The sequence below is a fragment of the Pseudomonas sp. TE3911 genome (assembly GCF_054062775.1).
On record NZ_JBSSFP010000001.1, the window covers coordinates 1,184,723 to 1,198,744 of the forward strand.

The following is a 14,022-nucleotide window of genomic DNA, read 5'->3' on the forward strand; positions in this document are numbered from 1 at the left end:
TTGCCGACATGATTGAGCGCTGATCCTGAGACAAACACCCACTCGATACCGCGCCCCGTTCGCCCAGGGCGTTGTTGGTTGCGTAATTGCTTGGACTTGACCACCTACTTGCATTCGACTTGACCGGTTGTTTGCATCGGGTTTGACCAGCACACTGCGTGTTATTGACAGACAGAAGTCGACCCGAAGCGGACGCTCAGACAGTCAATCGGAGACTGGCAGCAATTCGGGATAGTCCAACTGCTTTGGGTGACTGTGCGCCCCAGTTCTAAGCTGCTAACCTGTCCGTCCAGGAACGCTAACCATGTGCTGACAAGGGGTCTTATGTCGATTGCAGGCTTTGAGAATAAAACCGACTTTACGACCAAACTGAATGAGCACATCTCAGCATCAGGCCCGGTTAAGAGCATACAACAGCTATTTGGACGCGAAAAAGAGCTATCTTTAATAGAGGAGGCTCTATATGCCAATGGGCGTCATGTTTTTATCTATGGAGATAGGGGCGTAGGGAAATCGTCATTGGCAGCCGCCGCTGCCGCCCAGTATCAGTCCCCGGACAATTCACCTATACAGATAGGTTGTGGGCCTGATACTAGATTTTATGAAACTATTGAGAACTTAGTCGATAGGGTGATGAAATCGCTTGAGGGTAAGTATGAACACGTAATTAGCCAGTCTGTTAATATCAAGATCTATTCTATTAGCTGGAAGAGTACTGCCAAAAAGGTTGAGGTGCCTAAGGTGGACTCAATGTACTCAGCGGTCAACGCCACTGAGGAGATAGCAAAATATCACTCTGAAAACCCTGTGGTAATTATTGATGAGTTTGATCAGATAGATTCAGAGGTCGAAAGAAAGCTATTTGCGACGTTCCTCAAAGATCTTGGGGATAGAGGGGTGAATGTAAAGTTCATCTTCACTGGGGTGTCTACATCACTTGAAAAGCTCTTAGGTTCACACGAGTCGAGCTTCCGACAGCTCCATACCATTGGACTTGAGCGTTTAGGATGGTCAGCGCGAGAGGACATTGTTCGAGATGCTGCTGCTGCGTTCTCACTTTCGGTAGATGACGACGTGTGTTTCAAAATTGCCAAGATTTCTAACGGCTTTCCATATTATGCACATCTAATTACGGAAAAACTTCTCTGGCTAGCATTTAACGAAGAATCCTCTATCAGTCATCTGGACGTTACGATTTTTGAAAAGGCACTGGAAGATGCGATTTTGAGTATCGGCGCCCATCTCAAGCGGCCTTATGAGCAAGCAACATCTCATAGATCTCCTGACTACACCGAAATACTTTGGGCGACAAGTGATTCGGAGGATATTATCAGATACGGCGAGAGTATCTTTTTTTCATATATTCGCATACATGAAAAGCTGCACGGAAAAACCCCGTCCGCGGAATATCTCCCATTATCTCAGTCAAGCTTTCTAGCAAAGCTGCGCGATTTGAAGAAGAAGCAGTATGGCGAGATAATTGAGAACGCTCTAGACAGAAAAGGGATCTACACATACAGGGAAAACATACTTCGAGGCTTTATAGCTATGAAGGCTCTTGAAGGTGGCGTCGAACTGCAAGGAAATATACCGGACGCCCCTAAAGCTCCAACCGCAATGGCAAAAGCCAAGCGACCTACCTCTGCGGGAAAAGATAATACTCCTCGTATAAAATTTAGAGGGGAGGAAGAGTTACGTGAAGAAAGTTAAAATGTTCGTAGTTGCAGCCAGATATTAAAACTGAAGATATGCTTTAGTTGTAGAAAGCATTGGAAAATGTTCGGAGCAGCCGCTTCTGGCCGACACCTGCCGGTCAAGGATATTCAGTATGCTGGTCAAATCCGATGCAAATGCCTGGTCAGGTCAAATGCAAATGAATGCTCAATGGCAATGCAAACGGGTGGTCAAGTGGAATGCAACTCTCCGGTCGGTCGCCTCCTGTTCATGCGCTTCAATCAGCAGAAAGCCGGGGTAGACGCCAGCAGCGGTGGCTATCAGTGGCTCTATCTGCGCGATTCTTTGAGTTTGCGCACAACCGTTACTTTTCCAGTGTTTGGGTCAAAGACCTGTCCTTGACGCTGAATCATGGGTGCTATAGGTCCTGTGTACATGCCATATGCAAGGCAATAACGTGCTTGCTTCCCAGGTTGCGCTGGAGTGACAACGCTCAGATAACCAGCCCAGTTCAACCACTTGAGATAGTTTTTTGCTGTGGCAATACTTGTCGGCGTTGCTGTACTGGCGTACATCGCAAGCTCGGTCGCGTTGACTTCGTCCAGTATCCTGAGCGTGCGCCACATTGCTTCTGTGCCGCGACCTTGTTGGCTTGGGGTGCCGTCCAATCGAAGCTGGGGAGCCTCGGCGCCCACGTCACGAACCAATTGGAATTCAGCTCTATCCCCAACACCATTGCCGCGTTCCAGGTATCCAGCTTTTCTCAGGCTGTTTATGTATGTCCGAACGGTCTCATCGTTGAGGTCAGTGCGCCGACTGATGGTGTAACAACTAATCCCCTCAGGATGCTTTCTAATCATTTCCCACACACGCTGACGATTGCTTTTACCGTCCTGAATGACCATGTGCGCGGGCTTCCGGCCAATGCCCATTAGAGCGCTCTCCGCAATGGTGCCTCACCGGTGAACCAGCCACGGTCTCCCCACTGAGCACTATTAACAGAGTCCCAGCCGAACGCTTGGGCTTCGGATTGAAGGCGGTAAAGATTTACCACCACTCGACGTAAGCAGCCACGCACGGCTTTTCGTAAGTCTTCAAGAAGATCGTCATGAATCTGGAGATTCGGATAGCAGGCGGCTGACAATGTTCGCAGATCTTCCTGTGTGGCAGGTTGTGCTGGCACCCACTCCAATACCCTATTATGTAGGCGCTCAAGCTTGGCTAGGCTGAACGGTACGCGCTCTTCTCCGATCAGAACAATGGTTCCGTGGCTGGCGTTATAGATGTCGGTCAGAACGTTGGCCGCTGCCTTTTCTAGAAGGTACTGTGCATCGTCGACGATGAGAGGGCGCCCGCTCCGTGACAATTGATCTGCGATTTGATCAACCATCTCCGACATGGTGCGGCTTGGCACTATCGTCATCTCCCGCAAAACGGCGGCGAGAAAGGCCTTCTTTGTCCAAGTGTCCCGGCATTCGACGTAATAGGCGCGATAGATGTTCGCCGCGAATGTTGCTCCCACGGTTTTGCCTAGCCCGCTAGCACCGTACATCACCACTAATCCGGGTAAGTTGGATGGTCGTGCCATAGCACGCTCAACTGCGCTGGCCAGCAAGCCGACGTTCGTCAGGGGGACTATCTTCGGTGCGCTCATTCCGTGCTTCTCCATGCTGTTTTCTTGCTATCGGCCATCAGCGTTGGCGATGGCCCTACGAGTTGGTGTGCTCATACATCCGCTTGATGGCGGTAAAGTCGAGATGGCGCGGGTATCGCTCATGCCATAAACCTTCTTCTGAGTTAAGAATCTCCCCGGCTTGGAAGCGCTTATTGAGTGCTTCCCACAGTCGATACCTACCTATCGGGTCGCTGGGTAATTCGAATCTGTTGGTTTTAGGAACCGTAAGGCTTGCGGCAAAGCGATGAGCGTCGGCCAGTTGCTCGGCACTGAGGTCGGCGGACGGGGCAGGGGAGGTAGTGATCATTTCTACGCGACTGCCGGTCAGCGTTTCCAGCTTGTCCACGGCACGTTTCATCTGGCCTTTCTCGCGTTTGTCATAGGCCTTTTCAATCATGGATTTCGGTATGTAATCGCTGGCATTACCGTCGAGGGTTGCTTCGCCGATCAACTCCCCGTCCAGCGTGCGGACCCAAACGCGGGATGAATCGCGCACGTCGTATGCCAGGCGGATTTGCTCGCCCTGAAAGTTACGCAAAGCGTCCAGGAAATAGGTTTCTCCGGCCCAGGTAACTTCGCCGCGACGTGTCGGGCGGATAACTTGCGGGCGTGTCAGGTCATTCAACAACTCGGCGGGTGCCACAATCGGCTCCCAGCCAGCGGCAATGGCTGCCCTCCAGGCCTCATTTGGGCTCATGTGGCGAATCTTGCCGGTCAGCGGATCGCGGAGTTTGGCAAGCCCCCGGTGCGGGCTATTGTTGTAGGTTTCAATCTCGTATTCGACACCGGCCATGAACTCGGCAAAGGTCGGAATCAAACGGGTGCGGCCGGTTTCGCGTAGCTCTTTGCGGCCGATCCGATGCACTTTGGTGCCAGAATGCTTGTCCATGTCGGCGCCGATATAGCTGGTTAGTTTCTTGGCCGCGTTGACCCAAATCGTTTGATGGGAGCGCTCGATAAGACCGCGTGCCTGGCTGTTATAGGGCAGTGCGTGGGTCATGGTGCCGCCGAGACGGTCGACCACTTCACGGACGGTGTCGTTATGAAAGCCTGAGCCATTGTCGACGTAGAACATGGCGAACATGCCGTGTTGCATGGCGTCACGCAGGGCGTCCATCACACCGATGGTTGACTCGGCCTCACCGATGGAAATGCCCAGTGCCTTGCGCGTTGCGACATCTAGGACGGTGGTTACTTCCGGGCGGTAAGGCTTGCCGGTGCGCGGGTTCAATACCTCGGCGTCGAACTTGTGGCCGTCGGCGGTAAGCACGTCGCATGGGAGCAGGTTTGTTGTGGACCGGCGCTTGAAGGGTTGTAGGGCCTTCAGCTCCTGCGGCGAGCGACGGCCGCGCTCACGGGCCTCGGCGCTCAACTTATTAAGGAAGCGGCGGACGACATGAATACTCGGGCGCTCGACTGGATGCTTTAGGGCGAACTCGGCATAAGCTGCTTCGACGCTGGGCTTGGTCGGGCGCTGATAGCAGGTTAGGAATGCTGCTGACCATATTGGCAGACTCAACTCTTTCTGGCGGCGCGCTGGAGCCAACCCGATTTCACCCTGTTTACGATAGTCGGCCAGCCAGCGTTTTAGCGTGCGCTCGCTCAAAGATCGCTCGCCGGATTTACGGTTGTTCGCCCGTTCCACGAGGCCGGTCAGGTACGTGCTGAGTTGGTCGGCTTTCGCCAGACTTACTAGAGTCTCGATAGCGCGTTGCTGACTGATGGCGTGATTCAATCGCTCGATCTCGCGCACAAAGGCTAGGCGGGCCGTCATTACAGAGCGTTGGCCTTCGTTTAAACGTGACGGAAAAACAGTGTCACGCTCTAATAAATTTTGGTGGGTATTGGCACTCGGTGACGTTTGCAGCGTTGTGACTGAACGGGCAATTAGCGCTGTTTGGGTATCGACCGGTAATTGAGAGAATGGAAATTCCTGTGCTTTTGAGCCTTGCCTAAGCTGGCTTTTCCAGCCCGCACGCGATGCAGTTTTCCTAACGCCCTGAGTCGTTTTTGGCATGCCAGTTAAACCGGCGAGCTCTTTGGCGGTGTACCAGCTTTGCATCAGCAGACCTCCTGCTTCGTTACCGGACGACAGGCCCAGGTGCCATTGGCGCCAGGGCCTGTAGCTATCGCTATGCTGCTTGGCGAGCGGCCTGGTATAGAGAGTCAGCATCTTCAACGAGTAGCTGTAGAGCACGCGAAACCTTCGCGATGTCCCGAGCCCCAGTGTCATCTGCATTGCAAACGCTCAATACAGAAAGCAGGTCTTTAACGGCACCTAGACGCCAGTCGGCAGCGTCCATCAGATCCCGTCGAGTTGCACTGTCATTGAGGTAAAGGACTGGGTTTGAAGAGCCTTGTGAGTTGGAGTCGAGAGGCTTGAAGTTAGCCATGAGTCACCTCCGCAACATCGTGGCTTGATTCAAGAGCACGGGCCTTTTCCATCGCGGCGTTGTAACGACCAAGGCGTACGGAAAGTGATGAGTCTGCTCGCAGGGCGGAGAGAGCCATAGCTCTGAGGGCTGCTGCCCGGCTAAGCGCGGACGGATTTCGGGTATGTTGCTTCATGGGGTGTTGCTCCAACTTAATATGTGGAGCTGTCACCAATCGCCGTCAAACGATTTAGGGTGGCAGCTGTGCGCGGGTTGACGGACCGGGAAAGTTGGCACCCAGCGCACCCGAAGGTGCCCCACGCACAGCCGCCATAACACGAAACGGCAGGCACAAAAAAAGCGCCTGCTGTCGAATGGTGGGCGCTTATGCGCCAACTTGCTCGGGCCGTCAAACCCGGTCGCTGATGTGCAGCGACATGTGGACATTAGCGGTTTCCCATGTGATCGGCAAGAGCTAACGTTTCGTAGGGGATAGAAAAGTGGCGGGGGAAATGCGTTGCGTCTGTTTCTTTTTGCATCCGTTTTAAATCACCTGACCATTAACACGAAAGTAAAAATAAACCTTTATAAAACAATGGTTTGATATCAAAACGAAACGATGGAAACAGAAAAGATGCTCGCATCCTTTTCTTCCGCTAGAAAAAGAACCAGTTTGATGGTCGGGAAGTGGGTCAAGAGGCCTTGTTCTCGGGCTCTTTAATGATTATTAGATGAAGAGCAACGTATGCCAAAGAATCTGCAAAAGGGTGCGATACCTATCTAAATGTCGTCTTTTTTGTTTAGCGCGTCTTTGGCACTGATTCAGGGTTGAGTTGATAAGAGGTGCAGGCCGGAAACCCTTGATCTACCTGGCTTAGCTCGTTTTGTCTCGGATAATCCCGCTTCTTCCCGCCGACTTCCTCACCAGTGCCAAACCTGCCACCTCCCCACACGACCATATAATTCAATGACTTAGCCCAAGTGGAAACACTTGGGCTTTTTCATGCCTGAATTTCTTACTCGGCAGCAAACCTCGTCCATCACCGCTTAGCGCTATACCGAGAGCTTCCCTCAGTACGTTGTGGCGATGACCTGTGCTAATTGCATATCAGGCATGAACGGTGGGCTGTAGGTCGAGTGATAGTATCTGGACGCCTGCTCAAACTGGGCGCCGCGGATCTCGCCCTCTGAACCGATAAACGCCAGTGCATCGGCCTTGGCGGCGCCGAAATATTTGCTGGGATGGCTTGTCGCATCACTGGCGAAGGAGCTGAAGAAGGTGGGCCCCGATGTCGTCCAGAACATGGCGCGGTCGCCGGGTTTCTTGATCTCTCCTGCCATCGCTTGAGTGGAAAATAACGCCAGCCCTGCGATGATTGCTGCCTTCCATGATTCCATTCGTCGTCGCGCCCCTTTTGTTTAATCAGCCCAGGGTAGCAGCGCGGGCGCGGTGATTTTGCTGGGCTGGAAAAATTTCCCATATCCGGCGCATCCATCTCGGCCAAGGAGAAGCTCAATCAGGCCTAACGCGCACGTATCAAAACGTTTGCCCCATGGAAAACTGGAACACCTGCTTATCTGCATTCTCCGGCGTTCGAATCGGATACGCCAAGTTCACACTCAGCGGCCCCAAAGGGCTGTACCACGTCACGCCCACGCCTACCGAGCTGGCCATCTGGCTCAAATCCACGCTGCCACAGCCCTGGGTGGTGCTGAGGTAGCACTTGTCCGAATACACCGTGCCTACATCCCAGAACACTGAGGTCCGTACAGATTTGTTGTCTTTGATAAACGGCACCGGGAACAGGTATTCCGCCCCGCCGGTTATCAGGATATTGCCGCCCAAAGCCTCGGTGTCGCGGTCGGTGTAGTACGCCTGGCCGGCGCTGGAGTAGGCGCCGGTGGCCGGGGTGTTGCGTGGGCCGAGGGTGCCACTTTCAAAACCACGCACACTACCTTCGCCGCCTGCCGTGTAGGTTTCGTAGAAGGGCAGGCTATCGGTCGAGCCATAGCCGCCGCCGTAGCCAAGCTTGGTATGGAAGCGCAGCGACGTGCTGTTGGTGATAGGCAGGAAGGTCTGCCCCGAGTAGTCGATCTTGTAGAAGCTCAGGTCGCTGCCGGGCACTGTCACCATCACGTTGAGGTTCTGTGAGTGTCCGCGGGTGGCCAGTACACCCTTATTCAGCGTCGATTCCGACCAGCCCAGGTTGGCCTTGAAGTTGGTGAACTCCTTGCCTTCGCGGTCGACGAAGTCGTAGATCTCGTCTGCGCTGTAGGTGCCCGGTTCAATGCTGTCGTGTTGCGCCGTGAGGCCAAAACTCAGGCGAGAGGTTTCGTTGATCGGGTAGCCCAGGGTTGTGCCAAGGCCAAAGCTATTGATTGCGTAATAGGAAACGCCATCATCGTAGTAGTCGTTGTAGTCAGTCTTGCTGTAGAACGCGTTGTAGCCGAGGCTCACGCCGTCGGCAGTGAAATAGGGGTCGGTAAAACCGATGTTGTATTTGCTCTGGTACGACGAGCGGGTCAGCCCCAGGCTGGCGTAATTACCGGTGCCCAGGAAGTTGCTCTGGCTGATCGAGCCGCCGAGGATCAGGCCCGAACTTTGGGCAAAGCCGACACTGGCGGTAATCGATCCAGACGCCTGTTCTTCCACGGCGTAGTTCACGTCCAGTTGGTCATCCACACCGGCCACCGCCGGCGTTTCCACGTTCACTTCCTTGAAGAAGCCCAGACGGTCAAGGCGCACTTTGGATTGGTCGATCAAGTAGGTCGACGCCCAGCCACCTTCCATCTGGCGCATCTCACGGCGCAGCACCTTATCGTCTGTCTTGGTGTTGCCACGGAAGTTGATCCGATTGACGTAAGCCCGCTTGCCGGGGTCGACGGCGAAGGTAACGTCAACCGTATGATCTTCCTCATGCACCTGCGGAACGCCGTTGACGTTGGCGAACGTATAGCCCTCGTTTCCCAGGCGACGGGTGATCAGCTCCGAAGTGGTGGTCATCAACTTGCGCGAAAACACCTGGCCCTTTTGTACCAGCAGCAGCGAATTGACCTGATCCTCAGGCACCTTCAGCTCACCACTCAGCTTCACCGAACGGACCCTGTATTTCTGGCCTTCCTGGATGTTCACGGTGATATACACGTGTTTTTTGTCCGGGGTCATGGAGACTTGGGTCGAGGCGATATCCATGTTGATATACCCACGGTCCAGGTAGTAGGAGCGCAGCCGTTCGAGGTCGCCGGAGAGTTTTTCCCGAGCGTATTTATCGTCGTTCTTGAAAAATGACAGCCAGTTGCTGGTCTTGAGCGTGAACTGGTCGATCAGTGCTTCATCCGGGAATGCTGTATTGCCCACCACATTGATGTGCTGGATCGACGCCACTTCGCCTTCATTTATCTTGATCTTCACGCCCACGCGATTGCGCGGTTGGGGCACGACCTCAGTGTCGACCGAGGCCGAGTAGCGGCCCTGGGCAACATATTGGCGCTGCAATTCGTTGCGCACGCCTTCCAGCGTGGCCCGCTGGAAAATCTCGCCCTCAGCCAGGCCGGACTGCTTCATGCCTTTCATCAGGTCGTCGGTGGAGATCGCCTTGTTACCCTCGAACTCGATACTGGCAACCGAAGGCCGCTCAACTACATTAATAATCAGCACGTCGCCTTCGCGGCTAAGTTGAATGTCCTGGAAGAACCCGGTCTTGAACAGCGCGCGGGTCGAGTCCACCAGGCGCCGGTCATCCGCTTCATCGCCTACGTTCAGCGGCAATGCGCCAAACACGCTGCCAGCAGAGACCCGTTGCAGGCCGTTGATTCGGATATCCGAGATTTTGAAACCCTGGGCGAGCGCCAGTGAGGTATTGAGCAGCAGCGCAACCGAGCAGAGCAGGCGCGAAAAATTCATCAAGATCTTTTCCAGAATACAGCGCCGGCGCAGCCGGACGGGTGAACAGGCAGCTTAAGAGCGTGCGGCGTTTGGTGCGGTTAACCGAATGTCAAGTTAGGTAAAGGTTGGCCTGCAAAAACGCGCCAGGGCCAATAATGCGCGACCACCCACTGACGAGCTCGCGATGATCTCCGTACTGTTAGTCGACGATGACCAGGAACTCACTGGAATGCTGAGCCAATACCTGGAGCGCGAAGGATTTGCTGCGACCGCCGTGCACACGGGCGAGGAGGGTGAAGCAGAGGCGTTGTCGGGGCGCTACAGCATTGTGGTGCTGGACGTCATGCTGCCCCAGCGCTCGGGGATCGAGGTGCTCCGGCGCATTCGCGCCGTCAGCCAGGTGCCGGTGGTCTTGCTCACCGCCCGTGGCGACAACATCGACCGCATCACCGGCCTGGAACTAGGTGCCGATGATTATGTACCCAAGCCCAGCTCCCCCGGTGAGCTGGTCGCTCGCCTGCGCGCCATCATGCGCAGGGTGCAGCCAGCCGGCCAGCCGACTTCGGAGATGATCAAGACCGGCTCACTGGTGTTGTGGCCGGGCAAGCGCCAGGCAATATGGAAAGGGGTTGAGCTGGGCGTGACCAGCACCGAGTTCAGCCTGCTCGAAGAGCTCGCCCGCAGTGCCGGCCAGGTGGTGAGTAAAAAGGACCTGTCGTTGAACGCCTTGGGTTGCCCATTGACCCGCTACGACCGGCGTATCGACGTGCACATCAGCAGCATTCGGCAAAAACTCGGGCCACGCGCGGATGCCAAGGCGTGGATTCAAAGTGTGCGCGGCCTCGGCTACCTGTTGATTGCCGAATGACCAAGCCCAGCCTGCTGTTCTGGAAGCTGTTCCTGGCCTTCTGGTTGGCCACCAGCCTGACGTTCCTGGCGGGGGTCGGCGTGATTGAATTGGGCAGTTTTCGCGCGGGTGATCCGCACGTGGAAGCCATTCTTACCAGCGAAGAAAGACTGCTGGAGCAATTCGGTGTCGAAGCGGCCACCCAACTGCTTAACGTGTGGGAGCATCCCTCGGACGAGGCCATTGGGGTGTATGACAGCGCGGGCCACCTGGTGGCCGGTTCAACGGTGCTGAACCCGGTCTATGAGCGATCAATCATCAGTAAGGAAGGGCTGTCGCTGTCGGTCAAGTCCACCCATGCCCCCGACGATCACGGCAGGCCCTGGCGCCAGATCCCGCTGATTATCGGTACGCTGATGAGTGCGTTGTTCAGCGGTTATATGGCGTATTACCTGGCCTGGCCCCTGGCTCATCTTAAGCGGGCCATGAGCGACGCGGCCCAAGGGCGTTTTGAAACCCGGGTCAAGCCCGCCATGGGCAAGCGCCGAGATGAAATCGTCGACTTGGCCGAAGACTGCGACCGCATGGCCAACCAGCTGAAGGTGCTGGTGGAGGCTCAGCAGCACTTATTGCACGATATCTCCCATGAGCTGCGTTCACCCCTCACGCGCATACAGGCCGCCATCGGGTTGTTGCGCCAGGATGTGGCGCGCGTGGAAATGCTCGAACGCATCGAGCGCGAATCCGAGCGCATGGACACGCTGATCGAGGCGCTGCTCACCCTGGCTCGTCTGCAGGGGCGCCCCGAAAGCATTGAGCGTGACGCCGTGGACATCGTCGAGTTGCTGGGGATGATTGTCGAGAATGCGCAATTCGAAGCCGGCATCAAAGGCTGCCGCGTGCACCTTGGGGCATGTCCGCCATTTATTGCCTGTGTCAGCGGCGAATTGCTGTACCGCTGCTTCGAAAACGTGATCCGCAACGCTGTGCGCTACACACGGCCTGGCACCACGGTGCAGGTGTCGGCCCGGATCAGTAGCGATGGGAACCGCCTCTGCGTGCACATCACCGACCAGGGGCCGGGCGTCGAAAACCGCCGGCTGCGTAGCATTTTTAACCCGTTTGAGCGCGGTGCAGGGGACGCCAGCGTGGGCTTTGGCCTGGGCTTGGCCATTGCGGCCAGGGCAGTGCAAATGCATGGCGGCAATATTGTGGCGCGCAACGAGCCGACCGGGGGACTGACGGTGGAGGTCAACCTGCACAGCGCGCGATCTTTACACGACATTACATTGGCTTGACCGCCCTGTACGTCGCACCTCTTTAGACTGGTCACCATTGATTGAGTGGAGGTGGCGATGTTTCAGGTGCATAAAAAAGGCTTTGTGCCCGGCAGGAAAATGGTCGATGGCCTGGTCCCCTATGACTTCTTTTGTGAAGACAGCCCGGCGATCAATCTGTTTGTGTTTACCGGCGCGGCCACGCCGGATGCGACTGTGCAGGAGCAGACCTTATGGGGTTTCACCCGGCTCGAACGTTTTGAAGCAATGACCGGCGCCCTGTTGAGCAACAAGCAGCACGCCGGATGGTTTCAAAGCGTCAGCGTCCTCACCGGACCCAGCCAGAACGGAACGCAGAGCGTGAAATTCCAGCGCGTGCTGAAGATCATCAAGCACGCCAGCGCCACCCGAAAAGTCGACTACGAGATCCTGACTGACGAAGGCGACACCTACTTCACCCGTCAGACCGTTGCGCAAGACACCGCACAAACCATCATCTATTCGGCCGAATCCGTCTGATTCTGCACGTGCATGTGGCTGTTACCGGCGACCGCACTGCCCCGGCACGGGGCATTTTCTGAGCCATTTGGTAGCACATTCCTACACCGTCTTTGCGTATGCCGTCAGGCACTTGCGACCTATTTCATCCAAATCAATCACTTGGCTTACCCCATGAACGATTGGCACGCATTCTGCATTTATGTATCCGTGGATAATTGGATACAAAAATTCAAAAGGTGCAGCCGATGCAGTTCGCCCCCGCTTACGTTGATCGCCAGCCTCTCACTGCCGAGGAGGAGGCCTACAAGTTCCTCCTCGACGCCATCTGCGGTGGCCGCTACCACAAGGGCGACCGGCTGATTGCTGAGGATATCGCCAGCGAGATCGGCATGAGCCGCATGCCGGTGCGCGAGGCGTTCCGTCGCCTGGACGCCCAGGGCCTGGTGACCTTGCGTCCCAACCGTGGCGCCATCGTCAGCGGCCTGGATATCGATGAACTGCACGAAGTGTTCGAGATGCGCAGCGCCCTGGAAGGTCTGGCGGTGCGCGTAGCGGTGGGCCGTATCGGTGAGCGGCAACTCGCCGCGCTGGAGCGCCTGCTCGACGAGATGGACGACTACCGCGATGAAAGCGCCGTGTGGGTCAGCCGTCATCGTGCCTTCCACGAATACCTGTGCAGCCTCAGCGGTCGCCCGCGCCTGATGAAGCAAATCTCGGCGCTGTACTCGCTGGTGGAGGCGCCCATGCGCTTGTGGTTGCAACACGGCGAAAAACCCCTCAGCGCACGTCAGGAACACGCGGTGATCCTTGAGGCGATCCGCGCCGGTGATGGGGCACGCGCTGAAGCGGTGGTGCGCGAACACATCGAAGGCACCGTGCCCGCCCTGATCCAATTCCTGCAATCCGAACAATAAGAAAGCTGTCGTGTGTTGACGTTGAGTCCTGCCCCCGTTACTTAACGAACTGGAGTGTCTGGTCATGCATAAACGCCGTGCCTTGCTGATGGCTGTCTCCCTCGGCCTCTGTACCCAATGGGCTTTTGCTGCGCCCCAGGTGCCGGAGCGCCTGCAGAAAGTCGACAAACTCACCTACTGCTCGGGGATGGATTCACCGCCCCTGGTGTCCTTCGACGAAACCCAGCAACCGCGCGGGCTCACTGTCGATCTGGGGCTGGAAATAGCCAAACGCCTGGGCGATAAGCACGTGCAATGGCGGGTGATTCCGTTCTCCGGGCTGGTGCCGGCGTTGCTCGCCCAGCAGTGCGACATGATCGTTGACCAACTGTTCGACAAACCCGAGCGGCGCCAGGTGATCGACATCGTCAACTACATGTATTCCAGCCAGTCGGTGGTGGTGCCCAAGGGCAACCCCAAGGGCATCAAGACCCTGGATGACTTGTCCGGGCACAAGGTCGCGGTGCTCAACGGTTCGACCATCAAGACCCTGCTCGATACCCAGAATGAAAGCCTGACCAAGGCCGGCAAGCCGCCGATGAAACTGGTGGTCTACAACACCGACACCGATGCCTTTCAGGCTCTGCGCATCAGCCAGGTCGACGCATACGGCACCACCGTGGAAACCGCCGGCTACTACGCCGCAATGGCCCCGGATCTGTTCCAGGAAGGTGTGCCCGCGTTCAGCCGCATCCTCACCGGCCTGGGCATGCGCAAGGACGACCCGCAGCTCACCGCCGCCGTACAGCAGGTGATCAGCGACATGCGCAGCGATGGCAGCTACGTGCAATTGCTTAACAAATGGCATGTCAGCAGCGACACACTCGACTGAGGCGC

Annotated in this window: 12 protein-coding genes; 6 read left to right on the plus strand and 6 right to left on the minus strand. The window is 56.1% G+C overall.

All coding sequences use genetic code 11. The features are described from left to right. The first annotated feature begins 324 nt into the window (after window positions 1–324). Complete coding sequence (locus tag ACVWXD_RS05510) at window positions 325–1,710, plus strand: AAA family ATPase (RefSeq protein ID WP_457370757.1); 1,386 nt, start codon at window positions 325–327, stop codon at window positions 1,708–1,710. A 293-nt stretch (window positions 1,711–2,003) separates the two neighbouring features. On the opposite strand, the gene ACVWXD_RS05515 is transcribed toward ACVWXD_RS05510, so the two are convergent. The 6 genes from ACVWXD_RS05515 to bamA form a co-directional block, all read right to left on the minus strand. Next, window positions 2,004–2,579, minus strand: a complete 576-nt coding sequence (locus ACVWXD_RS05515; RefSeq protein ID WP_457370758.1) for a hypothetical protein — start codon at window positions 2,577–2,579, stop codon at window positions 2,004–2,006. 26 nt (window positions 2,580–2,605) lie between these two features. Beyond that, on the minus strand, window positions 2,606–3,328 hold the full coding sequence (locus ACVWXD_RS05520; protein WP_457370759.1) for an AAA family ATPase: 723 nt from the start codon (window positions 3,326–3,328) through the stop codon (window positions 2,606–2,608). A gap of 55 nt (window positions 3,329–3,383) precedes the next feature. After that, on the minus strand, window positions 3,384–5,588 hold the full coding sequence (locus ACVWXD_RS05525; RefSeq protein WP_457370760.1) for a DNA-binding protein: 2,205 nt from the start codon (window positions 5,586–5,588) through the stop codon (window positions 3,384–3,386). A 146-nt stretch (window positions 5,589–5,734) separates the two neighbouring features. Then, window positions 5,735–5,917: a hypothetical protein gene (locus ACVWXD_RS05530; protein ID WP_426101287.1), complete on the minus strand. Its 183-nt coding sequence runs from the start codon at window positions 5,915–5,917 to the stop codon at window positions 5,735–5,737. A gap of 875 nt (window positions 5,918–6,792) precedes the next feature. Then, window positions 6,793–7,119: a DUF2388 domain-containing protein gene (locus tag ACVWXD_RS05535; protein ID WP_457370761.1), complete on the minus strand. Its 327-nt coding sequence runs from the start codon at window positions 7,117–7,119 to the stop codon at window positions 6,793–6,795. Between the two features lie 139 nt (window positions 7,120–7,258). Then, window positions 7,259–9,625 (minus strand): outer membrane protein assembly factor BamA, encoded by a 2,367-nt coding sequence (gene bamA / locus ACVWXD_RS05540; protein ID WP_260366425.1) that lies wholly within the window; start codon window positions 9,623–9,625, stop codon window positions 7,259–7,261. A gap of 166 nt (window positions 9,626–9,791) precedes the next feature. Between bamA and ACVWXD_RS05545 the strand changes: the two genes are divergently transcribed. The 5 genes from ACVWXD_RS05545 (at window position 9,792) to ACVWXD_RS05565 (ending at window position 14,017) form a co-directional block, all read left to right on the plus strand. After that, window positions 9,792–10,475, plus strand: coding sequence for a response regulator transcription factor (locus tag ACVWXD_RS05545; protein WP_032886945.1), 684 nt, complete (start codon window positions 9,792–9,794; stop codon window positions 10,473–10,475). Further along, complete coding sequence (locus ACVWXD_RS05550; RefSeq protein ID WP_095185596.1) at window positions 10,472–11,752, plus strand: HAMP domain-containing sensor histidine kinase; 1,281 nt, start codon at window positions 10,472–10,474, stop codon at window positions 11,750–11,752. Before ACVWXD_RS05545 ends, ACVWXD_RS05550 begins: the two co-directional genes overlap by 4 nt. 57 nt (window positions 11,753–11,809) lie before the next feature. Continuing rightward, window positions 11,810–12,250 (plus strand): hypothetical protein, encoded by a 441-nt coding sequence (locus ACVWXD_RS05555; RefSeq protein ID WP_122764681.1) that lies wholly within the window; start codon window positions 11,810–11,812, stop codon window positions 12,248–12,250. A 227-nt stretch (window positions 12,251–12,477) separates the two neighbouring features. Then, window positions 12,478–13,146 (plus strand): GntR family transcriptional regulator, encoded by a 669-nt coding sequence (locus ACVWXD_RS05560; RefSeq protein ID WP_032886938.1) that lies wholly within the window; start codon window positions 12,478–12,480, stop codon window positions 13,144–13,146. A 64-nt stretch (window positions 13,147–13,210) separates the two neighbouring features. Continuing rightward, a complete protein-coding gene (locus tag ACVWXD_RS05565; RefSeq protein ID WP_032886935.1) occupies window positions 13,211–14,017 on the plus strand; it encodes an ABC transporter substrate-binding protein in 807 nt (268 codons plus the stop codon). The last annotated feature ends 5 nt before the right edge of the window (window positions 14,018–14,022 follow it).

Coding starts and splice junctions, on each gene's coding strand:
- ACVWXD_RS05510 (WP_457370757.1), top strand. CDS start 325: ATGTCGATTGCAGGCTTTGAGAATAAAACCGACTTTACGACCAAACTG.
- ACVWXD_RS05565 (WP_032886935.1), top strand. CDS start 13,211: ATGCATAAACGCCGTGCCTTGCTGATGGCTGTCTCCCTCGGCCTCTGT.
- ACVWXD_RS05535 (WP_457370761.1), bottom strand. CDS start 7,119: ATGGAATCATGGAAGGCAGCAATCATCGCAGGGCTGGCGTTATTTTCC.
- ACVWXD_RS05550 (WP_095185596.1), top strand. CDS start 10,472: ATGACCAAGCCCAGCCTGCTGTTCTGGAAGCTGTTCCTGGCCTTCTGG.
- ACVWXD_RS05560 (WP_032886938.1), top strand. CDS start 12,478: ATGCAGTTCGCCCCCGCTTACGTTGATCGCCAGCCTCTCACTGCCGAG.
- ACVWXD_RS05515 (WP_457370758.1), bottom strand. CDS start 2,579: ATGGTCATTCAGGACGGTAAAAGCAATCGTCAGCGTGTGTGGGAAATG.
- ACVWXD_RS05525 (WP_457370760.1), bottom strand. CDS start 5,588: ATGCAGATGACACTGGGGCTCGGGACATCGCGAAGGTTTCGCGTGCTC.
- ACVWXD_RS05520 (WP_457370759.1), bottom strand. CDS start 3,328: ATGAGCGCACCGAAGATAGTCCCCCTGACGAACGTCGGCTTGCTGGCC.
- ACVWXD_RS05545 (WP_032886945.1), top strand. CDS start 9,792: ATGATCTCCGTACTGTTAGTCGACGATGACCAGGAACTCACTGGAATG.
- ACVWXD_RS05530 (WP_426101287.1), bottom strand. CDS start 5,917: ATGAAGCAACATACCCGAAATCCGTCCGCGCTTAGCCGGGCAGCAGCC.
- ACVWXD_RS05555 (WP_122764681.1), top strand. CDS start 11,810: ATGTTTCAGGTGCATAAAAAAGGCTTTGTGCCCGGCAGGAAAATGGTC.
- bamA (WP_260366425.1), bottom strand. CDS start 9,625: ATGAATTTTTCGCGCCTGCTCTGCTCGGTTGCGCTGCTGCTCAATACC.